At 48.1% G+C, this 22,899-nt stretch carries 22 protein-coding genes and 1 pseudogene; 20 read left to right on the top strand and 3 right to left on the bottom strand.

All coding sequences use genetic code 11. From position 1 onward, the window contains the following. Positions 1 to 100: 100 nt before the first annotated feature. Positions 101 to 892 carry an SGNH/GDSL hydrolase family protein gene (locus G548_RS0106990; protein WP_022793443.1) on the top strand — a complete coding sequence of 264 codons (792 nt, stop codon included), beginning with the start codon at positions 101 to 103 and terminating at the stop codon, positions 890 to 892. A gap of 125 nt (positions 893 to 1,017) precedes the next feature. After that, entirely contained in the window at positions 1,018 to 1,710 is a 693-nt protein-coding gene (locus G548_RS0106985; protein ID WP_022793442.1) for a CpsD/CapB family tyrosine-protein kinase, read from the top strand. A gap of 77 nt (positions 1,711 to 1,787) precedes the next feature. On the opposite strand, the gene G548_RS0106980 is transcribed toward G548_RS0106985, so the two are convergent. Then, entirely contained in the window at positions 1,788 to 2,576 is a 789-nt protein-coding gene (locus G548_RS0106980) for a DeoR/GlpR family DNA-binding transcription regulator (protein WP_022793441.1), read from the bottom strand. A 236-nt stretch (positions 2,577 to 2,812) separates the two neighbouring features. Here G548_RS0106980 and rpiB point away from each other — a divergent pair, with 236 nt between their 5' ends. From rpiB to G548_RS0106930, 10 genes are all read left to right on the top strand, one after another. Next, entirely contained in the window at positions 2,813 to 3,265 is a 453-nt protein-coding gene (gene rpiB / locus G548_RS0106975) for a ribose 5-phosphate isomerase B (RefSeq protein WP_022793440.1), read from the top strand. A gap of 18 nt (positions 3,266 to 3,283) precedes the next feature. Then, positions 3,284 to 4,288 (top strand): dihydroxyacetone kinase subunit DhaK, encoded by a 1,005-nt coding sequence (locus tag G548_RS0106970; RefSeq protein WP_022793439.1) that lies wholly within the window; start codon positions 3,284 to 3,286, stop codon positions 4,286 to 4,288. An 18-nt stretch (positions 4,289 to 4,306) separates the two neighbouring features. Beyond that, positions 4,307 to 4,954 carry a dihydroxyacetone kinase subunit DhaL gene (gene dhaL / locus G548_RS0106965; RefSeq protein ID WP_022793438.1) on the top strand — a complete coding sequence of 216 codons (648 nt, stop codon included), beginning with the start codon at positions 4,307 to 4,309 and terminating at the stop codon, positions 4,952 to 4,954. A 2-nt stretch (positions 4,955 to 4,956) separates the two neighbouring features. Next, positions 4,957 to 5,781 (top strand): sugar phosphate isomerase/epimerase family protein, encoded by an 825-nt coding sequence (locus tag G548_RS0106960; protein ID WP_022793437.1) that lies wholly within the window; start codon positions 4,957 to 4,959, stop codon positions 5,779 to 5,781. A 55-nt stretch (positions 5,782 to 5,836) separates the two neighbouring features. After that, a complete protein-coding gene (locus G548_RS0106955; RefSeq protein ID WP_022793436.1) occupies positions 5,837 to 6,727 on the top strand; it encodes an NAD(P)-binding domain-containing protein in 891 nt (296 codons plus the stop codon). A 203-nt stretch (positions 6,728 to 6,930) separates the two neighbouring features. After that, on the top strand, positions 6,931 to 8,235 hold the full coding sequence (locus tag G548_RS0106950) for an extracellular solute-binding protein (RefSeq protein WP_245558592.1): 1,305 nt from the start codon (positions 6,931 to 6,933) through the stop codon (positions 8,233 to 8,235). A gap of 62 nt (positions 8,236 to 8,297) precedes the next feature. Next, complete coding sequence (locus G548_RS0106945; protein WP_022793434.1) at positions 8,298 to 9,233, top strand: carbohydrate ABC transporter permease; 936 nt, start codon at positions 8,298 to 8,300, stop codon at positions 9,231 to 9,233. Beyond that, on the top strand, positions 9,234 to 10,055 hold the full coding sequence (locus G548_RS0106940; RefSeq protein WP_022793433.1) for a carbohydrate ABC transporter permease: 822 nt from the start codon (positions 9,234 to 9,236) through the stop codon (positions 10,053 to 10,055). A 36-nt stretch (positions 10,056 to 10,091) separates the two neighbouring features. Then, positions 10,092 to 11,264 (top strand): ROK family protein, encoded by a 1,173-nt coding sequence (locus tag G548_RS0106935; protein ID WP_022793432.1) that lies wholly within the window; start codon positions 10,092 to 10,094, stop codon positions 11,262 to 11,264. 35 nt (positions 11,265 to 11,299) lie between these two features. Beyond that, the gene (locus tag G548_RS0106930; RefSeq protein ID WP_022793431.1) at positions 11,300 to 13,222 is read left to right on the top strand and encodes a right-handed parallel beta-helix repeat-containing protein; all 1,923 of its coding nucleotides are present in this window, start codon (positions 11,300 to 11,302) and stop codon (positions 13,220 to 13,222) included. 43 nt (positions 13,223 to 13,265) lie between these two features. On the opposite strand, the gene G548_RS0106925 is transcribed toward G548_RS0106930, so the two are convergent. Both G548_RS0106925 and G548_RS0106920 read right to left on the bottom strand, forming a co-directional pair. Further along, a complete protein-coding gene (locus G548_RS0106925; RefSeq protein ID WP_022793430.1) occupies positions 13,266 to 13,937 on the bottom strand; it encodes a response regulator in 672 nt (223 codons plus the stop codon). Between the two features lie 61 nt (positions 13,938 to 13,998). Next, positions 13,999 to 15,171 carry a sensor histidine kinase gene (locus G548_RS0106920; RefSeq protein WP_022793429.1) on the bottom strand — a complete coding sequence of 391 codons (1,173 nt, stop codon included), beginning with the start codon at positions 15,169 to 15,171 and terminating at the stop codon, positions 13,999 to 14,001. 218 nt (positions 15,172 to 15,389) lie between these two features. Here G548_RS0106920 and G548_RS17570 point away from each other — a divergent pair, with 218 nt between their 5' ends. From G548_RS17570 to G548_RS0106880, 8 genes and pseudogenes are all read left to right on the top strand, one after another. Next, positions 15,390 to 16,124 carry a tyrosine-protein phosphatase gene (locus G548_RS17570; protein ID WP_022793428.1) on the top strand — a complete coding sequence of 245 codons (735 nt, stop codon included), beginning with the start codon at positions 15,390 to 15,392 and terminating at the stop codon, positions 16,122 to 16,124. 57 nt (positions 16,125 to 16,181) lie between these two features. Next, positions 16,182 to 16,676: a winged helix-turn-helix domain-containing protein gene (locus tag G548_RS18720; protein ID WP_027847251.1), complete on the top strand. Its 495-nt coding sequence runs from the start codon at positions 16,182 to 16,184 to the stop codon at positions 16,674 to 16,676. A 15-nt stretch (positions 16,677 to 16,691) separates the two neighbouring features. Then, complete coding sequence (locus G548_RS0106905; protein WP_022793426.1) at positions 16,692 to 17,609, top strand: NAD-dependent epimerase/dehydratase family protein; 918 nt, start codon at positions 16,692 to 16,694, stop codon at positions 17,607 to 17,609. 51 nt (positions 17,610 to 17,660) lie between these two features. After that, on the top strand, positions 17,661 to 18,419 hold the full coding sequence (locus G548_RS0106900; protein WP_022793425.1) for a tyrosine-protein phosphatase: 759 nt from the start codon (positions 17,661 to 17,663) through the stop codon (positions 18,417 to 18,419). Positions 18,420 to 18,461: 42 nt separating this feature from the next. After that, entirely contained in the window at positions 18,462 to 19,850 is a 1,389-nt protein-coding gene (locus tag G548_RS0106895; protein WP_022793424.1) for a sugar phosphate nucleotidyltransferase, read from the top strand. A 384-nt stretch (positions 19,851 to 20,234) separates the two neighbouring features. Beyond that, entirely contained in the window at positions 20,235 to 20,753 is a 519-nt protein-coding gene (locus G548_RS18715; RefSeq protein ID WP_022793423.1) for a winged helix-turn-helix transcriptional regulator, read from the top strand. A 338-nt stretch (positions 20,754 to 21,091) separates the two neighbouring features. Further along, a pseudogene (locus G548_RS18990) lies at positions 21,092 to 21,417 on the top strand (transposase); the annotation flags it as partial. 802 nt (positions 21,418 to 22,219) lie between these two features. After that, positions 22,220 to 22,888, top strand: coding sequence for a sugar transferase (locus tag G548_RS0106880; RefSeq protein WP_022793421.1), 669 nt, complete (start codon positions 22,220 to 22,222; stop codon positions 22,886 to 22,888). The last annotated feature ends 11 nt before the right edge of the window (positions 22,889 to 22,899 follow it).

Genomic DNA, 22,899 nt, shown 5'->3' with positions numbered 1-22,899 from the left:
AGAGCCAGTTCTTTTTTATGGAAATTTCCGGATTTCGTCTTTACAATTTGGAAGGTTTTCGTAATACTTAAAAATGGAATAATGAGCAGGGGGACATCTCATGAAACGATCAATTGGGTTATTTATCCTCGTCCTGATCACCGCTGTGGTGCTGGTTGCGGGCTGGATGTACTACCAGGACCGCATCGATAACGCCGGGGGAGCAGACAGCGGCAGCGGGCAGCAGAACGGCGGCAGCAATGATTCTTCCGGAAACGGCTCGGAGAGCGGCGTCAATGCTGAAGGGCTTAATGCCGGGCTGCAGAATCAGCTCGAGGAAGCGGAGCAGTCCGGGGATGCGCTGCGGATCGTTGTAGCCGGCTCGAGCGCAGTGACCTCGGAGGGCGACAACAGCTTTCCCCAGCAGCTGGCCGATCGGATCGAGGAGAACTGGAACGGGATTGACACGGAAGTAGAAACGATTACATATGATGACAGCACGTCCCTTGAGGTGCTGAGTGAAGGCGGGCCGGAGGAAATGGCCGGAGCCGAGGCTGATTTGTTTATCCTTGTGCCGTTTGCGGTGAGTGATAACGGAACGGTCAGCAGCGACGATACCATTTACGCCACCCGTGAAATTACGGAAGCGGTGCAGGAAAACGACAGCGCGTACTATATCAGTGCGCCGCAGCCGTGGTACGAAGCGCAGTATTACTTAGAACAGCTCGACGCTGTGGAGGAGTATGCCGACGAGGCCGGGGTCACCTATTTGAACCACTGGAGCGCCTGGCCGGCAGTGGATGATGAAGAACTGATTGACTACGTCGGGGAGGACACGCCGGTGCCGACGGAACAGGGACACACAGCCTGGGCAGATGGCATCTGGCAGCAGTGGACGGAAAACGGGTCATAAAAAGGTCCTGCTTTTTGGAAAAACGGACCAGGGCCCGTTTGAATATGCTATACTACGTCTATAATGAATGAAGCCCCCGGCCGATACAAGGAGTAATGGACAGAAATCAAAAGGAGTGTGCGCGTTTGGCACGAAAAAAGAAGCAAGAGACGAACACGAATCAGCGGAAGCTCATTACCTGGCTAAACAGTAAATCCCCGGTTTCTGAGCAGTATCGTACGGTTCGTACTAATATTCAATATTCCTCCGTGGATAAAGACATGCAGACGATGGTGGTGACATCTCCAGGGCCGGGGGAAGGAAAGTCCACGACGGTGGCGAACCTCGCGGTAACGATGGCCCAGCAGGAAAAAAAGGTGCTCCTCGTGGACGCCGACCTGCGTAAGCCGACCGTGCACTACACATTCCGCCGCATGAATACCCACGGGCTGATCAACGCCCTGACAAATCACGGGGAGTACGCTTCGTACGTGCAGGAAACGGAAGTGCCGTACCTCGATATTCTGCCGAGTGGCCCGATTCCGCCGAACCCGTCCGAGATTCTCGGCAGCCGTTCGATGGCGCACCTGGTGGAGCTCGCCCGCGAGCAGTACGACGTGATTTTGTTTGATGCGCCGCCGGTGCTTGCGGTGACGGACGTTCAGGTCATCTCCCGCCACTGCGACGGAAGCATTCTCGTCGTCAAAGCCGGAGAAACCGAAAATGACGCTGCCCGGAAGGCGAAGGACCTGCTGGAAGTAAGCGGTGTGCCAATTCTCGGCTGCATCCTGAACCAGAAAAAAGGCATGGATCAAAGCTATTACTATTATTACGGATAAACAAAACGAACCGGCTCCTGCATTGCAGGAGCCGGTTCGTTTGCGCTTCAGGGGATTAGTTTTTGGGTCGAAATGAATCAGCTGTAGTCCGCAAGGGGAAAAAGCGTTTGAACATTATATTTCTCCATCTCTGTAAGTATATCCCCGGAGACAGGCTCGTCTGAAATAAAATAATCAATTTCATTTAAAGAGGCAAAGGAAGAAATAGAGCTTTTGTTAATTTTCGAATGGTCGATAAGGGCGACGACTTTACTGGCCTTGGCTACCATATGTTTTTTTAAATCGACTTCGTACACATTAAAGTCGGTGAGCCCTGTATTAACTGTAAAACCACTGGCAGAAGTAAGCATGAAATCGACATGAATTTTATCTAACATATCAATTCCGAGTATCCCCTCCAAAGAACTGGAGCCGTTCCGGACGACCCCTCCTAAAAGAATGACTGTTAAATTAGGATTTTCTCTTAATTCCAGCGCGGTATAAATACCGCTGGTGACTACGGTAAGACGCATCTGGCTTTCCTTCAGCAGACGGCCGAATTCAAGCGCCGTGGAACTGGCATCCAAAAGTATACAGTGGCCGTCTTCAATCAACGTTATCGCCATATGGGCAATCGTTATTTTTTCGGCTTTATTTTTCTTTTCCCTTGATGAAAAATTAATTTCGTTTTCTTCTGCGTCTGGTAGAACAGCCCCGCCATGAGTTCTGCGAAGGAGTCCTTCATTTTCCATATCCTTCAAGTCAGAGCGAAGCGTCACTTCTGATACCTTCATTTTCTCAGCCAGGCCGCGAACAGTAACGCGGCGGTCAACATTTAAGTGTTCGAGGATTTTCTGCCGGCGTTCCGCTACAAATAATTTAGTCATCGTTTCACCCTTCGACTCATATTCTCTTCCTCATAGTAGAAGAAAAATTCACTTTTAGCAAAATATTTAACTTAAATTCCTTCATAGTATTTCGTTTAGTTTTGTTATGTCGCACATTTGTTATTAATTTTATTATAAATGATTAATTTCGAAAGTAAATAAAAATAAAAATTGACAATCAAAAGTAAAAGTGCGAAAATTTAATCAAATAATAACAGAAACGGGGACTGAAAATATTGAAAATAGCTATTGGAAGTGATCACGTCGCCTACGACTTGAAAGAAACGATAAAAAAACACGTGGAAGAGCTGAATCATGAAGTCATTGATTACGGCTGCTATAACTGCACAGAAGTGGATTACCCGGATGTTGCATTTGAAGTGGCGGAGGATATTAACGATAATAAAGCTGACCGGGGGATTTTGATCTGCGGCACCGGTATTGGGGTAGCCATCTCGGCTAACAAAGTCCCGGGCATTCGGGCTGCTCAGTGCCATGACGCCTACTCTGCTGAACGGGCCCAATTAAGCAACAATGCCCAGATTATTACGATGGGCGCCCAGGTCATCGGTCCGGAGCATGCCAAAAAAATTGTGCAGACGTATTTAAGTGTAGAATTTCAGGGAGGCAACTCGGAGCGGAAGGTTAATAAGATTTCGGAAAAAGAAAAAGAATTTATGAAAAAATAAATTTCAGGAGGCGTAACGGTGAAAAAGTTAATTAATAACCCGGATGTGGTTGTCGAGGAAATGCTGAATGGTTATTTGAAAGCGCATTCTCATCTTGTAAGGGGCGTAGAGGCTCATTCGAGAACGATCGTTCGCACAGACGCTGGCTTAAAGCAGAAGGTCAGTTTAATTATTGGAGGAGGATCCGGCCACGAGCCAGCCTTCATGGGTTATGTAGGCAAAGGAATGGCTGACGGTGTCGCGGTGGGCAATATCTTTTCTTCTCCTCCCCCGGATCCAATCGTGGAGGCAATAAAAGCAACACATACCGACCAGGGCGCTCTCCTCTTGTACGGCAACTACCAGGGAGACATTATGAATTTCGGGATGGCAGCCGATATTGCAGACATGGAAGAAAACATAGAAGTAAAGCAGGTCATCGTAAAGGATGACATTGCGTCCGCCCCAAGGGAGGAAGCGGAAAAACGGAGAGGAATCGCCGGAGAATTCTTTGTGACGAAGGTAGCCGGGGCCGCAGCGGAGGAGGGTCTTTCGCTCGACGAGGTGTACCGTATAACCGAGAAGGCCAACCAGAATGTAGGCTCCATGGGCGTCGGTCTCTCCCCGTGCTCCCTTCCGCAAACCGGGCAGCCTAGTTTTAATCTGGAGGAGGATGAAATGGAAATTGGCCTCGGCCACCACGGGGAGCCGGGCGTGGAAAAAATCAAGCTGGCTACATCAAACGTGGTCACTGAGCGTATTTTAAACAATATTATTGATGAAATGGACATTGAATCAGGGAATGAGGTATCGGTGCTGATTAACGGCCTCGGCTCCACAACCAGAATGGAGCTTTACATCATGTATGACAAGGTGGAAAGCCTCCTGAATGAAAAAGGAATAAACATATATACATCTTATGTGGGAGATTATTGTACGTCGCTCGAAATGGGCGGGTGCTCGATTACACTGTTAAAAATGGATGAGGAATTAAAGCCATTTATTGATGCTCCGGCCCAGTGCCCGATGTATACACAGAGTTAAGCAGGAGGGGAATATTGCATGCAGGCAGAGGAATGGAAAAATTATTTTGAGAGCGCTCACATTGTACTTGAAGAAAACAAAACCTATTTATGCGAACTGGACCGGGCGCTCGGAGACGGCGATCACGGCATAACAATGAGTATCGGCTGGAAGGCCGTGCAGGAAGCCCTTCATTCAAAGCTGGCGGACGAAACAGATTGCGGGAAAATCGCCATGACAGTGGGACGCTCCTTTTTAAGCGCTGTGGGCTCATCGGTAGGACCGCTCTATGCTTCTGGCTTTATGGCCGGGGCAAAGGCCGTTAAAAACAAAACAGAGCTTTCCATGGAAGATATGAGACAGTTCTGGATTGAATTTATCAATGGCGTGCAGGATAGAAGCCAGGCGGAGCCGGGAGATAAAACGATGATGGATGTTTTATACCCTGTTCAGGCAGCTCTGCAGAGTGAGGAGGGCACGGTGGAGGAAAAATTTCAGCAGGCCTCAGAGGCGGCGAAAAATGGAATGGAGGCCACCAAAGAGATGAGCTCCAAAAAAGGCAGATCGAGCCGGCTGGGCGAGCGCTCCATAGGTCATCAGGACCCGGGAGCTACATCGATGCAGCTCCTGTTCTCCACCTTTGTCACGGAAGCATTAAATTTAAAAACTGTTAAAGAGGAGTATTAAAAATGGTCATGAAATTCGGATGCCAGGGTTCCACATGGGTGCTGGACTACGATGTAGAGGCAGACATGATGGACCAGATTATGGATGATGTGAAAAACGGCGGGCTGACCGGCCTGGATATGCAGATCTCGCTGCTTGGAAAGTATAAGGACCAGCCGGAGCGCTTCAAGGAAGAGCTGGATCGAAGAGGCCTTCAATTAGCTGCACTGACGATCCCGCATGCTTTTGAGGGCGGAAAGCCCTCCGATCAGGAAAGGGAGCTGGAAAATTACTATTTTGACTACCTGAAGCACTTCCCGGAGGCAGTGATGAACGTGCCTTCAAGAGTCGGGGCCAGCAGGGACAATGTACGGCAGCGGCAGCAGGAGATTATTAAGGGGGCCAATGAACTGGGCAAACGAGCACGCGAAGAGCACGGCATTGTGACCTCGCTTCATCCGATTTCCTACAAAACCTCCTACTGGAAATCCCGGGAGGACTATGAAGTCCTTTTCGACGGCCTTGATGAACGATACATGGGATATACCCCGGATGCCGGTCATATTATGTTCGGGGACATGGATCCGGTGGACATTTTCAGGGAAGCCCTGCCGTTGATTAAGCATGTGCATTTTAAAGAAGCTTCAAAAAATCACGAGTGGAAGAAAATGGGCGAAGGCGATATTGACTTTGTAGGGTGTATGCAGGTCCTGAGAGACGGCGGCTACGACGGCTGGGTGATGCTAGAAGAGGAAACCGGGGCAGCAGAACCGGATACAGGTAAAGTCATTCGAGAGCTTGGCAGCTACGTCAATAAACACCTCCAGCCTGTCATTCAGGGAAGCTGAAAGCATTTAGCGTTACCAGAATCTATTTAAATACTGTTGTATGGAGGCGTGTCGTATGAAGGTTGGATTTATTGGCTTAGGGATCATGGGCAAACCAATGGCCAGGCATCTTATCAAGCAGGGGTTTGAGACGTACCTTTTTGATTTAAACACGGAGGCGGTCAACGAACTGGCAGCTTTAGGCGGTCATGCGTGTAAAACAGGCCAGGAGGCAGCAGAAAAGAGCGAGGTCATCATCACGATGCTCCCGGAAGGAAAACACGTCTCCCAGGTGTTATTTGCAGAGCCGGGGCTCGCTGCGGTCAGTAAACCGGGAACCATTATTGTTGATATGAGCTCGGTATCAACGGAAGAATCGAGACTGTTTGCCAGTAAACTGGAAGCACTGAATCTTCACTTTATTGACGCTCCTGTCAGCGGCGGAGAGCCGATGGCTGTTGAAGGCAGACTCTCCATCATGGCAGGCGGGGACGAAGACCACTTTCATAAAGTGCTGCCCGTATTTGAAGCCATGGGAGAGAATATCGTTCATTGCGGAGCGAATGGAACCGGTTCGGCAGCAAAGCTGGCCAATCAAATCATCGTCAGCGGAAACCTCGCCGCATTATCGGAAGCCTGTGTGTATGCAAGCCAGGCAGGCATTGACTTAAACAAACTGTTTGAAGCTATTCACGGCGGCCTGGCAGGCAGCGCTGTCATGGAAGCCAAAATGCCGCAGATCATCGAACGGAATTTTGAGCCGGGTGGCCGCATTGAAACGAATTATAAAGATTTAAAGAACATCCAGTCCTCAGCGAATGCGATCGGGGTGCCGCTTCCGGTCACCAACCTGGTGAAAGAAATTTTCCACTCCGAAATTGCTAACGGAAACGGGAAAAAAGACCATTCCCACATTATTAATTTTTTTGAGAGGATGGGGAACTGCCAGACTCCGAAGGGAGGGTGAACTGCCTCTACATCAAGATTTTCTAAAGGCTCAGACCGTTATTAGTTTATCCAGCCGACAAACATAGACAGGCGGCTGGATGAAAATAAACATGAAAGGAGCTGATTCATATACTAAATATTCATCATCGTTTTTCTTAATATTCAGTTTTTATTATCCATTTAATGTAAGCGTTATCAATTAAAAAGAGGAGTTGATTGAACGTGAATTACAAATTTTCGATGGCAGCAATTTTACCGGCATTTCTTATCTTTGCGGCAGGGTGTCAGCCTGCAAACCCGGAAAGTCCGGACGGGGAAGAGGCTTCTTCGGGTGAAAACAGCGGCAGCGGAGGAGAAAATTCAATTGAAGTATGGCACATTGAAACCGGAGCAGGAGAAGAAGTACTTCAGGATGCGGCAGAGCGTTTTGAGGAGCAAGAAGGAGTTGCGGTAAATTTAAAGCAGTATCAAAACGATCCTTACAAACAACAGATCAGTACTTCTATGGGCGGTAATGCAGCTCCTGATGTTTTTCATTCCTGGGGCGGCGGATGGCTGGAGAATTTCGTGGATGCTGATCAGGTTGTAAATATCACTGACGACGTTGAGTCAGATAGATTTCTGGAAGCAGGCTTAGGTACGGTTACCTTTGATGAAGAGATTTACGGTGTGCCTATGGGCCTTGATTTAGTGCCTGTATGGTATAACAAAGAAATCTTCGATGAATACGGTCTTGAAGAACCAGAAACATATGATGAACTTTTAGACATTGTCGATACATTAAATGAAAACGACGTCATTCCATTTGCTCTCGCAAACCAGACCCAATGGCCGGGTGCTTTCTATCTGATGTACCTTGCTGAAAGAGAAGGCGGAGAAGATTTATTCGCTGATGCCTTTAGCCGCGAAGGAAGCTTTGATGATGAAGCATATATCGAAGCAGGGGAAAAAATCCAGGAGCTGGTGGACGAAAATGCATTTCCGGATGGCATCAACGGCAGCGACTATGACACAGGCCAGTCCCGTCAATTAATGTATTCCGGGGACGCTGCGATGGAAATTATGACCAGCGGCGCGATGCTTAAAAACGTGGATGATGAAATGCCTGAATTTAAAGAAAATCTGGATTACTTCATGTTCCCTGAAATCGAAGGCGGAGAAGGCGCACAAAATCACCTTGTGGGCGGAGTAAGCCCGGCATTTTCCGTGTCAGAGCAAAGCGATAACAAAGAAGCTGCTATTGACTTCCTGAACTTCATCTCCGAGCAGGAAACGGCAACCAACTTTGCTAATGAAAGCGGCGCTGTGTCTCCAGTAGAAGGGGCGGAGTACGAAGACGAATACATTAAGCGTTTGAGCGAAACCTTGAACGAAGCTGATTTTGTACAAACGTACTATGACCAGACCCTGCCTCCAGCGCTTGCAGAAGTTCACTTAGACACGACGCAGGCATTGTTTGGCGGATCCATTACACCAGAAGAAGCGGCAGAAGAGATGGAACAGGCTGCCGAGGAAGAGCTGGAATAATTAACTTCTATATCAAGCCGGTGCTGCCGGCTTGATGTAGTTAAAAATTGAGGTGAATGTTGTTGGCTACCAACGTCCAAAATAAAGTGAACGCAAAATCCCGGGAAGCTTTCAAGAAAAAAAATCGCAAGAACTGGCTTGTCATATTAGGATTTATGGCTCCGGCGCTCCTCTTCTACGGAGTGTACGTGGTTTATGCGATTGGGATGACATTTTACTACAGTCTGTTTGACTGGAACGGCATCGATTCCAATATGGTGTTTATTGGACTGCAGAATTACTTTGAAGTCATCCGGGATGGTGTGTTCTGGCAGGCCTCCGGAAACAATGCGCTGCTGATTGCTGCTTCACTGCTGACGCAGCTTCCTCTCGGCTTAATTATGGCCCTGCTGCTGTTCAGCCCGATCAAAGGGATGCGGCTGTTCCGTACCGTTTATTTTATGCCCTTCTTAATGTCGACAGTGGCTATCGGTATTTTATTTATCTATATCTTTGACGCCAATTACGGCCTCGTGAACCAGTTTCTTGGCGCGGTTGGTCTCGAATCATTACAGCGCGGATGGCTCGGCAATGAAGATACCGCCATTTGGGCAGTTATTATCACCATTTGCTGGCAGTTCGCCCCGTTTTATATGATTTTATTCCGGGCCGCTATTGTCGGAATCTCGGAGGATTTATATGAAGCCGCTGATATTGACGGAGCTTCAGCCTGGAGGAAGTTTTCAGGCATCACCCTGCCATTACTGCGACCGATCATTATCACCTCTGCCATTCTTTCCGTCATTGGTGCTTTAAAGTATTTCGATTTAATTTATGTAATGACTGGCGGCGGGCCGAACAACTCAACGGAATTAATGGCTACGTATATGTATGACCAGACTTTTACAAACTTTAGCATGGGCTACGGCAGTACCATATCCTCCATGATGTTTATTATTGCATTTATAGTGACACTCGGCATCATTACAGTGGATAACAAAAGAAAGGCGGATTTTTAAATGATAAATAAATTAAGACAAACCCCATTGTATATCGTAGCCATTGCTCTTCTTTTATTTACCGGTCTTCCTTTCTTTGTAATGATCAATACGTCCTTTAAAGGGCAGGCGGAATTCGCCACGGCTCCCTGGGCGCTGCCGGAGGCTTTATCCTTTGAGAACTACACCTTTTTGTTTGAAACAAACTTCTTTCAATACTTTGGCAACAGCTTATTTGTAACAGTAATCTCGGTTATCTTAACGATCATATTTTCTGCGATGGCAAGCTATCCGCTATCGCGCATGAAATTTAAATTAAACAGACCAATCCTGCTGCTGTTTATGGTAGGGATGATGATTCCTATCCACACAACACTGATTCCTATTTTCCTTCTTACCCAGAATATGGGATTGTACAACACCCTTTGGGGCCTGATTGGTCCTTACGTGGCCTTTGCTCTCCCAATATCAGTAGTGATCTACACTCAATTTATGTCTGATCTGCCAAAGGAATTAATCGAATCGGCAAAAATCGATGGCTGCGGGCATCTGCAGTTATTTTGGAGAATTTTATTCCCTCTATTAATTCCAGCGACCGCCACCGTAGCCATTTATAACTTTATTCATATATGGAATGAGTTTATTTTCGCTCTCGTATTAACGAACTCCGATGACGCAGCGACGCTCCCCATCGGGCTGCGGGAATTTTACGGGGAATTCTCCATAAACATTCCAGGACTGATGGCTGCCCTGACGCTGGCGAGTGTGCCGCTGTTGCTCGTATACTTTGTCGCCCAGGAAAAAATCATCAAAGGACTCGCAGCAGGCTCTGTGAAGGGATAACTTTATGAAAAAATAAATAACCATGGAGACTCACATATGAAAACTGGTGATCAAGGTCTTGTAAGAAAAATTAATAAGTCGATCGTATTAAATAAAATTCAGACAGAAAGTCCGGTGTCCCGGGCTCAAATTTCAAAAATTACCGGATTAAACAAGGCTACAGTTTCGAGTCTGGTCAGTGAGCTGATGGAGGAGCATTTTGTCGGGGAAATAGGAGTGGGCCTTTCAAGCGGGGGGCGCAGGCCGACAATGCTGTTCTTTAATAAGAATGCAGGCTATTCCATTGGGGTGGATCTTGGTGTTAATTACATCCTTGCTGTCATAACAGATCTGCAGGGCAATATTATCAATAAACAAAAAATTGAAACGGAGGAGACCGAGCCTGAAATTATTTTTCTGAAAGTAAAAAATTTGATCAGGCTGCTGCAGAAGGAAGCTTCCGGAAGCCCATACGGCCTCGTCGGTATCGGCCTCGGGGTGCCCGGCATGATCGATAACAACGGCCTGATATTATTTGCCCCCAACCTTAACTGGCACAGGGTTGATTTAAAGGATTACCTGGAAAAGGAATTCCGGCTGCCTGTGACGATTGAAAATGAAGCAAAGGCTGGAGCTCACGGGGAAAAAATATACGGCGCTGGGCAGAATATATCTGATTTGATTTATGTAAGCATAGGCATTGGTATCGGAGCAGGCATCATTATTAACGACAGGCTTCACAAAGGATCGACGGGTATTTCCGGGGAAATCGGGCATGTGTCGATTGACTCCCAGGGGAAGAAATGCCTCTGCGGGAACAGGGGATGCTGGGAAATGTACAGCTCCGAGGCAGCGTTAATGGATAAAGTAAGACCCCTTTTCCCGCCCGGCACCAGAATCAGCCTGGAGATGCTTATTAAAATGGCTATGGAAAATCACCACGGGGTGCTGAATGCCCTCGATCAGATTGGTGAATATATTGGCATTGTCTTGACTAATATAGTAAACACTTTTAATCCGGAGCAAATTATTATCGGCAACCGGTTTGCGGTATTAGAGCCGTGGCTTCGCAAACCGATTCAGCGTGTTCTGCAGCAGCGCCTGCTTCCTTATTATCATGATTCGTTTGAACTGAAATTCTCCGAGCACGGTATGCTGTCATGCGCACTCGGCTGTGCTGCATTTTCAATTGAACAGTTTTTCTCGGAAAGCAGGGTCACCGTAGTATAAGTAATAATAGATACGATGCAAAAGGAGCAGATACAATGGCTAATGAATATCATGTGGCAAAAGATGGATCAGATAATCAGGAGGGAACAAGGCAGAGCCCCTTCCTGACCATCAACCAGGCAGCCACTGTAGCAGCAGCAGGGGATACTGTGATTGTGCATGAAGGCGAGTACCGGGAATGGGTAAAGCCCAAGCATGCAGGACTGAGCAGCACGAGAAGAATTACGTACCAGGCGGCGGACGGAGAAAGGGTCGTCATCAAGGGATCGGAGCAGATAACAGATTGGGAGCAGGTGGAAGGAACCGTCTGGAAAACAACGCTGCCAAACGATTTCTTTGGAGAGTATAATCCCTACAAAGAAGAAATCTTCGGGGACTGGGTGAAATACAATCCCGGCAGGCACCTGGGGGATGTGTATGTGAACGGAAGGTCGCTCTACGAGGCGGAGCATATGGAGGAATTGTACAATCCGACGGTAGAGACGGAGATCGTGGATCATTGGACGGAACAAACAGTCTCCGTTGAAGATCCGGAGCAGACGAAGCACGTATGGTTTGCAGAGGTGGACCAAAATACAACGACGATTTATATGAATTGCCACGGGACGGATCCCACGCAGGAGCTGGTGGAAATAAACGTGCGCAAATGCTGCTTTTACCCTGAACAGACAGGTATTGACTACATTACTGTCAGCGGCTTTGAAATGGCGCAGGCAGCGACTCCGTGGACGCCGCCGACGGCTGACCAGCCGGGGCTTGTGGGACCGCACTGGAGTAAGGGCTGGATCATTGAAAATAATATTATTCATGATTCCAAATGCAGCGCCATCAGCATAGGGAAAGAGGCATCGACCGGACAGAATCACAGCACAACACGAAAGGACAAGTCCGGATATCAGTACCAGGTGGAATCAATCTTTCAGGCCCAGCAGGCCGGCTGGACGAAAGAAAAAGTCGGCTCACATACGATCCGGCATAATAAAATATATGACTGCGGCCAAAACGCTGTCGTCGGGCACCTCGGGTGTGTGTTCAGTGAAATATACGACAATCACATTTACAATATAGGCGTGAAGCGCGAATTTTTCGGTCATGAAATTGCAGGGATTAAGCTGCATGCTGCCATTGATGTGCAAATTTATCACAATCGTATTCACGACTGCTCCCTTGGTATATGGCTCGACTGGCAGACGCAGGGCACAAGAGTGAGCAGTAATTTATTTTACCGGAACAACCGGGACCTGTTTGTGGAAGTAAGCAGTGGGCCTTACGTGGTCGACCATAATATCTTAACCGCGGATTATGCGCTGGATAATCATGCCCAGGGCGGAGCTTACGTTAATAATTTGATCCGGGGGGAGATGGTCCATAAGAAAATGCTGGACCGCGCTACGCCGTATCATGTGCCGCACAGCACGGAAATGGCTGGGTTTGCTGTTACCTATGGCGGGGATGACCGCTATTTTAATAATCTATTTATAGGGGATAAAGGCCTGACAGGCGTAGGAACGGCTCATTATAACGGATATACGGCATCGCTCGAGGAGTACATTGATACAGTAAACGACTTTTCTGCCGACCATAAAGCGTTCAATAACGTCGAGCAGCCGGTGTATATTAATAACAATGCGTATTTAAACGGAGCAGAGCCCTTTGAAAGAGAGGCACAGAAATTAACGGCAGAGGAGTTCGATCCCAAGCTGGAAATTATTGAAAAAGAAAACGAAGTGTATCTCTACTGTGAGCTGCCAGAGGATTTCGAACAGCTGCGCACAGAGGTGCAATCAACGGAAACATTGCACAGAACCCGTATCGTTGACGCCGATTTCGAGAATCCGGACGGAAGCGAATTAATATTGGACAAGGACTACTACGGCAATATGAAAGGGGAAAAAGCGGCCGTAGGTCCGGTGAATGACCTGCAAAAGGGAGAAAACTACATTAAAGTGTGGGGCTGACCAGCAGCCCCGCCTAACTGCAAAACGAACCGGCTCCTAAACTCTAGGAGCCGGTTTCTTTATGCCGCCGCTGAAAATAGGCAATTGCCTCGCGACGGTTGTGGACGCCGATTTTCCGGTAGATGGCGGTTAGGTAATTTTTGACGGTGCCGAGCGTTAAAAACAGCGTATCTGCGATCTCCTGGTTGGAGTAGCCTGCGAGCAGCAGATCCATAATCCGCCGGTCCTGCAGGGAAAGACCGGTGGTGTCCTCGGTTTCCTGAAAATGCGGGGCGCCGTCCTTGCGGTTGCGGGCGGCGAGCTGGTCGCTCAGCGTCTCTGAGACGGATGTCGGAAGCACCATCTGGCCGCGGGCCACCTGGCGCACGCAGCGGACGAGCTCATCGCTTTCCCAGTCCTTCAGGAGAAACCCCTTCGCGCCGTTGGCCAGTGCCTGAATGACGTTTTCGGCATCCACATAGGAGCTGAGCATAATAAACTTCGTCTGCGGCGACGTCAGCTGAAAGTCCGGCAGCCATTCGATGCCGTTATTGCCCTCTAAGTACACATCAAGCATCACCACGTCCGGAAGCTCGTTTGTAAGCATCATTTCTGCTTCTGCCCCGTTTTTCGCAATACCGACGACTTCCAAATCCTCTTCAAGCTCCATGATCATCGCCAGTCCGTCCCGGACAATGGCGTGGTCATCAACAATCCCTATCCGAACGGTTTCCATCTGCAGATCCTCCTTCTTATACGTATCCTGAGATTTACGCGTACAAATAGTCAGTTTCATATTATGACGGGGTGTAAGGACTCCGGTCCTTCACCGGCAGGCGCAGTTCAAGTGCCATGCCGTTTCTGTCTTCTGCAATTGCTTCGAAACGAAGCAGGCCTCCGAGCTCTTCGGCCCTCGCCGACAGCCCGCGCAGGCCGAAGCCGTAGCTGACGTTTTTCGCGGCTGTGCGTCCGTTGTCCTCGAGCCGGGCAATCAGCTGGCCGGGAACCTTCGTGGACAATGTATAGGAAAAATACGTGCACCCGCCGTGGCGGAGGCCGTTGGTGAGCCCCTCCTGAAGCATCCGGTACAAAAGCATCTCCTGCTCCGCCCGGAGCAGGGGCAGCGGTTCATCAAACTGCCACTCAATCCGCACATCCGACGTGTCACGGGTGGAGACAAGCAGCCCCTCGAGCGCAGCCGAAAGGTCAATGAAGCCGTCGGTATGCGCCATGGAATGCGCCGTTTTCCGGATTTCCTTCATGGTCTCCTGCACCTGGTGCTTGGACGTCTGCAGCTGGGTGCGGGCCTTTTCGACTTCGCCTTTTTCAAGCAGCCGTTTGGCTGTTTCAAGCGCCATCATGGAGGTGGTTAAGTAATGGCCGGCGCTGTCATGAATGTCCCGGGAGAGCTTCAGCCGCTCCTGCATGATGGATTTGTCCTCCATCTCCCGGTGATACAGGCGGAGCCGGTCATAGGCCCGCTGCAGCTCATTGCGCTGCTCGGTGGAGCGCTTGGCCAGATAGCTGAACCCCCAGAACAGTACGTATTCAATGGAACGCGGAAGCACAAAGAGGAGTGCCGAAGCAGTCAGAGCCCCTTCGTGAAACGCCGAAGCGCTTGCAAATCCACCGAAGCAGAGAAGCATAAACGGAAAGCTGAAGCGCCTCGGTGCCCGGTACCCGAGCTCGGCAATTAAAACGAAAAAGAGCGTCTGGGGCACAAACCCGCCGGCAATCGCCTGGACCGCCCAGGCAATCAGGAACTGAAGGCTGATGACCATCACCGAGGAAAAGCGGGCAAGCGGTATGGTTAATAGCACGAGACGGGTCACCTGGATAATACCAAATACCCAGCAGAGGCCTGCAGCAAGCCACCGCTCGTCCGGCGATTCTATGTATACGAACAGTCCGGCTGCGATGATGGCTATGAATTGGATCGTATACATGAAGATTCGCTGGCGGCGGTTCATTCAGGTTCACTCCCTTTCGCCGGGGTAATACCGCGCGGGGTCCCATCTTCCTAGAAAAGGTCATATGACTATTAACATTTGTGTGATTATTAATGACTAGGTAATTACTATTAATAATTATACTGGACTATTAATATAAAAGAAACGGCAACAGGCAAAATATTCTAAAAAATATCACGTAGGACATTTGCCTTACTCAAAGTAAAAGAGGTGAGTACATGATTGAGATGCACGCCCACATTCTTCCCGGCTTTGATCACGGACCAAACACGATGAAGGAAAGTCTGGAAATGGCCAGGCAGGCAGCGGCCGCCGGCGTCAGCATTATTTACGCAACGCCTAGATACCGGTATCCGTCGTATGATTTTGGGGCCGTTTTTGTGACAGAGGCAGTAAAGTTTCTGAATTTTCAGCTCCTGAAAGCCCGGATTCCGGTCCGCGTCCGCTCGGGTCAGGAAATCACCCTGTACGGTGGAATGGAAATCGATTTGGAAAGAAAAAGGATTCTGCCGCTTGAGCATACCAATTATGTACTCATTCATATGAATGAAAGCCACAGCTTATTGTACGTCCGGCAGATGCTCAGAAAACTGTACAACCACGGGTTCATTCCCATTCTTTCATCGCCGGAGCGGCTGCAGATCTTTCAGAAAAAGCACGGGGGGATTGAGACGCTTGTGAATGAAGGAGCAGCCGTACAGGTCAGTGCCGGAGCGCTGCTTGGCCGCGATGGAAGAAGCGACAGGCGCTGGGCGAAATACTTTCTGAAAAAGCGGCTCGTGCATTTTATCGCATCGAACGCCTGCAGTGCATATGACCAGCCATTCTGCCTGGACCAGATGCACCGGCAGTTTGTCAGGATGAACCGGCTCGATGAATGGGAGCGGATGCAGAAAAATACGCATCTGCTGCTGGAAGGGGGAAGGGTCACACCGCCGGCACTGACGCTGTAATCGTGCCGGCAAAGAACATAATCCGTATTGACGAGGGGACTGAAGGGGGAGATGGTTTTGCATCAACTAGTAACATCCAAAACAAGACTGCGGCTCGTAATGAAGTTTTATCTGACAGAGGAAGAAACGTACCTGCGTGAGCTCGTGCGCGAATGCAAGGAATCAACGAACGCGATCCGCCTCGAGCTGCGCCGGCTGTATGACATGAATTTAATTACCGACCGCTGGGTCAAAAACCGCCGCTATTATAAAATCAATAAAAATTACTATCTGCACGGGCAGATGGAGTCGCTCATTAAACAGTACTTATACTGGGACGAGCTGCACGAGCAGCTGAAGGGCATCGACTGGAGGACCATCTACATTACGCCCGATCCGAAACGGAGCTCGCCGGTGGAATACGTGATCGAAGTGGAGGAAAATTCTCCGCACTGGGGCAAGCAGTTTTATCTCGGAGAGGGAACGACGGTAACATTCGCAACTACTTCCATGCTGAATCATATTGAGCAGGTGCTGATCAGCGTAGGCAGGCAGAAAGAAAAAGTATCATAAAAGGAGGCCGACGGGTTGGATAAACAGGCGAAAATTTACGTAACCAATCATCAGGAGCGGGCAGGCAGCGCCATTTATCACTACCTATTAAAGCAGGGATACGAAAACGTGGTCGTGCGCTGCGGCATCGATACAGGGAAGGAAAGCATTCAGGCCATGAACACCTTTTTTGCGAAGGAAAATATCGAGTATGTGTTCATGACCGACGGCTATGAGTATGCGGAAGCAAAAGCAGAGCTGCAGGCGAGGCGCTGGCAGCAGGCGAATGTGCTTGAAGCCTCCGCCCGCTACAACGTAAAAAAGCTGCTGTACATCGGTGATATTCACGTGTATCCGAAATACACCCCGCAGCCGCTGAAGGAGACATTTCTGCAAAGGGGCATCATTGACGAAGTATATGCGGAGCAGACGCAGGTGACCCGGGAGGGCATCGCTCTCTGCCGGGCCTACAACCGGACCTCCAACACGAATTTCCATATTGCGGTGGCGCCGCGGATGTACGCCGTGGAGGATATGAACAAACGGACCGGCATGGTGGCCGATGCGATGCAGCGGTGCATGCAGGCCCGGGATCAGTGGCAGGCGAAGGTGGAAATTCCGGAAAAAGAACCTGCCTTCCAGGAGCTTATCTACGGCGATGATCTGGCGTCCGGCTGCGTGTTTGTGATGGACCATTACAATGAAAAGGGGCCGATCAATATCGGAAACGAGCGGGAAGTCAGCGCGAAGGAGCTTGTCATGCTGATCAAGCGGATTACCGGCTACAGGGGCGCCGTATTTTTTACAGGCTCGGGATCCGGTGGGATGCGGAGAAAAACGCTCGACACGTCAAAAATCAACCGGTACGGCTGGTACCCGGAAGTATCGCTTGCCAAAGGGCTGCAGGCCCTGCATCAATGGGAGACAGAAAGGGACCGCGCCGGCCGGGCGTAGAGGCGATCCCCGCAAGGAATGCACCGAAACAAATACCTGGGGGAACGCCGCATGATCGATATACACACACACATTCTGCCAAAGCTCGATCACGGGCCGGAGGCGGTACACGAAAGCATTGCCATCGCGAAGGAAGCCGTCGCAAACAACATCCAGACGGTTTTTGCCACGCCGCATTACCGGCCCGGCGTCTATGAAAATGAAGGCCTGACCGTGAAGGAAGCCGTGCTCGATTTTAATACGCAGCTCCGTGCCGAAAGCATTCCGCTTCATGTAAAAAGCGGCCATGAAATTACGCTGCATCAGGAGATGGTAGGTGACCTTTTATCCGGGCAGCTGCTGCCGCTTGAAGACACCAATTACGTCCTCGTGGAAATGCAGACCGGCGATACCTTCGGACAGATTAAAAGGCTGTTTTATTCCATGCAGCTTGAAGGGTATATTCCAATCATGACACATCCGGAGCGGCTGTTCGGATCCACAGAGACAGACGATTCTTTGTATTATTTCATTTCCCATGGGGCGCTGTCGCAGGTGAGTGCTGAGGCAGTTGCCGGGAAACACGGCCGCAAAAAGCAGCGGTTCGCCCTGAAGCTTCTGCGAAAAAACCTGGCTCATTTTATCGCCTCACAGGCTGACAGCGTGCCTTTTCGCCTAAAACCTGCCTACGAGCAGACTGCTGCAGTGCTCGGCCTGAACAAGGCTCTGGATCTGCAGGAAAACACCAAGCGCCTGCTGGGTGGTTTGCCGGCGTTTGTCGACCAGCCCGAACCCATGCGAAGAAAACGTGCTTTTCTTAAACGAGCATAAGGGGATTATACCCAAAATTGCAGAAAAAAAGGAGGAAGGCAGATGCGATTAGTCCTATTATCCGGAGGGTCGGGAAAACGATTGTGGCCATTGTCCAACGATACGAGAGCCAAACAGTTTCTCAAAGTGCTCGACGGGCCGGACGGCCAGAAGGAGTCGATGGTCCAGCGGGTGTGGAGACAGCTTGAAGCATGCGGCCTTGCCTCATCGGCGGTGATCGCCACCTCGGAATCACAGAAGGATCTGATCAGGCGTCAGCTCGGGGAAGAGGTGCCTCTGGTGATGGAGCCATCGCGCCGCGATACGTTTGCGGCTGTGGCCCTTGCAGCGAGCTACCTGTTTTCTGTCGAAAAAGCGTCCCCGGAGGAAGTGATTGTGATGCTGCCGGTAGACGCCTTCGTAGATACTAATTTTTTTGAAAATTTTGAACTTTTGGAGCAGCTGATTCAGGAGGGCACGAGTGATATGGTACTGATGGGAGTGCGGCCTGTATATCCGTCCACTAAATACGGCTATATCGTTCCAGGCAGCCTGAATGAGCAGACCGGAGCTTTTACCGTCAGAGCCTTCACGGAAAAGCCGGACGAAGCAACCGCAAAGCGGCTCATCGATAAACAGGCGCTCTGGAACTGCGGCGTGTTCGGCTTTACGATGGATTATCTGCTTCGGATTCTCAAGGAGGAGCAGCTGCCGTTTGAGTACGAGCTGCTTAAAAGCCAGTACCACACCATCCCCGAGATCAGCTTTGACTACCGGGTCGTGGAGAAGGCGGAAAAAGTCACCGTTTTACAATACGAAGGCGACTGGAAGGATCTAGGCACGTGGAACACGCTCACCGAGGAGATGGCCGCAAACCAGACCGGGAAAGGTATTATTTCCGAAAGCTCGGTCAACACACACCTCGTGAACGAGCTCGACATCCCGGTTGCGGTCATCGATGCCAGCAATATGGTGATTGTGTCGAGTCCTGATGGCATCATCGTCGCAAATAAAGAATCAAGCTCGCAGATTAAAGAGCTGATCAAGGACTTCCGATATCCGCAAATGTACGAGGAGCGGCTGTGGGGTTGGTCGCGGGTGCTCGACTACGCCAAGTACCCGGACGGCCAGATGATGATCACAAAGCGCATCCTGCTGGAAAGAGGAAAAAACTCGACGCTGCACTACCACCATAACCGTGATGAAGTATGGACGGTCGTGCGCGGGGAAGGCGAGGTTGCGGTCGACAACCATATGTACCGCATCAAAGCAGGCGACGTTGTGCACCTGCCGGCTGGCACAAAGCACGCACTCCGGGCCACCATCGACCTGGAAATTGTGGAGGTGCAGACCGGCGTGGACATCAGCGACGAAGATACCGTCCGGATCCATGACACGTGGGAGGATGTGCTCCGCGCCCACAACGGCTCCGCCGCCAAGTTCATTAAATAGCTTTCCTGAAAAATTTGCGGTTATGTCTCCTGCCCCGGTGTCACGCGGAGGTACTCGGCAGTGCTAAGGGCTTCTTTGGAGGCCTTAGACGTTGATCGTCAACAGCGCTGAGTGAGGAGAGGTTCAATGCCTCCGATTTAAGTGCGGCAGCTGCGGGGTTCTGTCTCTTTTTTATTGATAATAGGAATACTTGTTAGTAAATCTGCAACATAAGAGGTAGAAAATTTCTAAAAGGTAAATAAACTTCATAAATTTCAAGATACACCTTTAGAAACCCATAAAAGCAGCCGATGCAATAAACAGGAATTAAAAAACGAATTCAAGTATTTTTCCGCTCATTTGAAGATTCATTTTATTATTATAGCCCTTGGAGGAGGAAAATCATTGCTACATCAATTAGTAACATCGAAAACAAGATTACGTTTGATTGTGAAGTTTTTTTTATACGAGGAAGAAACGTATTTACGAAGAATTGTTCGCGAGTTCAACGACTCGGCCAACGCAATACGCGTGGAACTAAACCGGCTAAGCGAGATGGAGCTTATTATCGGCCGCCCAGTGCAGAATCGTCGCTATTACCAGGTGAACAAAGGCCATTACATGTACGAAGACATGAACCGATTGATCCGCAATTACGTGCAGTGGAATCCAATGCAGCAGCTGCTTGAAGAAACAGAATGGCAGAACATGTACATGGCATCAGAAGAAAAGCCACCGTATGGGCTGGAATATATCGTCGAGGTAAAAGAAGATTCCCAGGACGCAGGCAAGCAGGTGATGCTCGAGGAGAGTATAAAAGTCACCTTCGTGACTCCAAATACTGTACAAACGATGGATCAGACGCTGATTATGGTCCAACGTTTTGATCTAGGAACAGCTAACGTTAAGCCGCAGTTATCATAGATTTTTCTGCTGAAGACATATATAGAATATAAAAAGGAGACGGCCGATAAATAATTTTTTCATGCTTCAACAAAAATTTCACGCATCGGTTTCGGGAAAGAGATTGTTCGAAGTCATTTTTGAGCGTGTGCTGATGGTAGTTACAGCCACCAGTTTTTTAATCTGTCCATATTTTATATCGAGCCCCCTAGGTGAAAGCAAATACCAACAAGAAAAATTTGAACAGTTTCATCTGCGGTACCTATTACGTGAAGTTGGAAACCGAAATCCATCGGGGCTACGAAACCCAAGGGAAAAAATCCCTTCCTCCCTATAGCCGTCGGTGACTGCTATAAAACCCGGCCATTGCTCATCTGCTTCGCGAGCAGGCCATTCGTCCGGTCATGCCTTATACCCGTTCCAAGGGCCCACCGGAACGCTTGCGCAAAAAGGACTTTGTGTATGATACCTATCTGGACGAAGCCGAACACCTTCGGCATGCCCTGTGGAACCGGAGGACCTATGCGAAACGAAAAGAAACCCTCGAACGGATTTTCGCGGATCTCAAACAAAAGCATGGCTTGCGCTGGACACTCCTGGCCGGAGGGCAAAAAACAACGCGCAGCCGATGCTTGTTTATGCGGTGATGAATCTCAAAAAACTCGCCACCTGGCGGTGGCGACAGACGTGCACCGGCCGTTGGAGGCTTCTTTTCCCCTCGATGGCACAGACAAAGGCCTCCGAAATTCATTTTCGGAGGCCTTTGTCTACAATCTGGGACTGACAAAGTCTATTTTAAAATAATAATATAAATTGAATCAATGATAGGATACATATCTCCCCCATAAAGAAAGTAAGAATCCGCTTAATATTAAAATTCCAGGTGAAAAATAATTAAGTAGAAGCAAAAAAGAAGCTCAGTAGTTTCCCAAAAATTAGAATTTAAAGGTTGAAATAATTGCCAGCTAGAGAGAAAATAGTTATTGTACGATTATTAACATCATAAGCAAAATTGCTATTAATTGCGAAATTTTTTTGTGATTAAGAAACATATATATGAAGAACCATTCGTGATTTCAAGAATTTGATCTGGGCTCTAATTTTAGCGTTAAAACGGTTAAGTGAAATATAAAAGAAAATTGACAAAATTTAGAACTATAATGTATTATAAAAAGTTATTGAAAAAAGATAACGCTGAATTTTTCTGCAGTTTTTATATATAATTGCCAAGTTATTTACTCATTCAGAAAATAAAATTGTGTGATTTTGACTATTGAAGTTCATTTAAACGTATCACACGTTTAAATGAAGACGAATAGGTTTATGGATACGGACTTGAAGGAGGAATAATGAAATTGTTGAGAAATTGCTTTTGAATTTATAGTGATAGTCAACAGCGTTTTTAAAGAAAAATATTTAAAAAATTGAAGAAAAATTTAAACAAAAGTTAATAAAATTCGAACCAACTATATAGGGGGTCTTTGTTTATGCAAGAAAATAATGTAGAAACTAAGTCGGAATTTAGAACTAATAAACAAATTCGCTATAACCAAACGATAAAACGCACTATGGATCTTTTTTTATCCACTATAATTTTAATTTTACTTTTGCCTTTTTTTATACTTATTTCATTAACGTATTTATTTGAAGAGAAAAAAGGGGCGATACTCTTTAGGCAAAAACGTGTGGGGGAAAATGGGAAAGAGTTTTATATTTATAAATTTCGATCTATGATAATAGATGCTGAAAAAAAATTAAAAGAAAACACTGATCTATATAAAGAATTCATAAGCAACGGATACAAATTAGAACAAGATAGAGATCCAAGAATAACAAAAATTGGCTTTTTCTTAAGAAAAACTAGTTTAGATGAACTACCTCAATTGTTTAATGTTATTAAGGGAGAGATGAGTTTAGTTGGGCCCAGGCCAATAATTGAAGAAGAATTAAAAGAATATCAACATAGAAGAAATGAATTTTTATCTGTTAAACCTGGTATGACAGGGTTATGGCAAGTTAGTGGGCGGAGTGAGATAGCTTATCCTGAAAGAACAAATCTTGAGTTGAAATATATCAAAAAACAATCTTTTTTATTTGATATGAAAATTTTATTTATGACAGTAATAACTGTATTAAAGAAAAAGGGAGCAGTTTGATTCAAATCATT

Origin of the sequence: Marinococcus halotolerans DSM 16375, from assembly GCF_000420725.1 — a bacterium.
In the GTDB taxonomy this organism is placed as follows: Bacteria; Bacillota; Bacilli; order Bacillales; family Marinococcaceae; genus Marinococcus; species Marinococcus halotolerans.
Note: the sequence above shows the minus strand (reverse complement) of the source record. Positions and strands in the feature narration are given on the sequence as shown.

What these genes read in the sequence shown, in the direction of transcription:
- G548_RS0106990 (WP_022793443.1), top strand. Translation starts at nt 101, where the DNA reads ATGAAACGATCAATTGGGTTATTTATCCTCGTCCTGATCACCGCTGTG.
- G548_RS0106980 (WP_022793441.1), bottom strand. Translation starts at nt 2,576, where the DNA reads ATGACTAAATTATTTGTAGCGGAACGCCGGCAGAAAATCCTCGAACAC.
- dhaL (WP_022793438.1), top strand. Translation starts at nt 4,307, where the DNA reads ATGCAGGCAGAGGAATGGAAAAATTATTTTGAGAGCGCTCACATTGTA.
- G548_RS0106960 (WP_022793437.1), top strand. Translation starts at nt 4,957, where the DNA reads ATGGTCATGAAATTCGGATGCCAGGGTTCCACATGGGTGCTGGACTAC.
- G548_RS0106955 (WP_022793436.1), top strand. Translation starts at nt 5,837, where the DNA reads ATGAAGGTTGGATTTATTGGCTTAGGGATCATGGGCAAACCAATGGCC.
- G548_RS0106940 (WP_022793433.1), top strand. Translation starts at nt 9,234, where the DNA reads ATGATAAATAAATTAAGACAAACCCCATTGTATATCGTAGCCATTGCT.
- G548_RS0106935 (WP_022793432.1), top strand. Translation starts at nt 10,092, where the DNA reads ATGAAAACTGGTGATCAAGGTCTTGTAAGAAAAATTAATAAGTCGATC.
- G548_RS0106930 (WP_022793431.1), top strand. Translation starts at nt 11,300, where the DNA reads ATGGCTAATGAATATCATGTGGCAAAAGATGGATCAGATAATCAGGAG.
- G548_RS0106925 (WP_022793430.1), bottom strand. Translation starts at nt 13,937, where the DNA reads ATGGAAACCGTTCGGATAGGGATTGTTGATGACCACGCCATTGTCCGG.
- G548_RS0106920 (WP_022793429.1), bottom strand. Translation starts at nt 15,171, where the DNA reads ATGAACCGCCGCCAGCGAATCTTCATGTATACGATCCAATTCATAGCC.
- G548_RS17570 (WP_022793428.1), top strand. Translation starts at nt 15,390, where the DNA reads ATGATTGAGATGCACGCCCACATTCTTCCCGGCTTTGATCACGGACCA.
- G548_RS0106900 (WP_022793425.1), top strand. Translation starts at nt 17,661, where the DNA reads ATGATCGATATACACACACACATTCTGCCAAAGCTCGATCACGGGCCG.
- G548_RS0106895 (WP_022793424.1), top strand. Translation starts at nt 18,462, where the DNA reads ATGCGATTAGTCCTATTATCCGGAGGGTCGGGAAAACGATTGTGGCCA.
- G548_RS0106880 (WP_022793421.1), top strand. Translation starts at nt 22,220, where the DNA reads ATGCAAGAAAATAATGTAGAAACTAAGTCGGAATTTAGAACTAATAAA.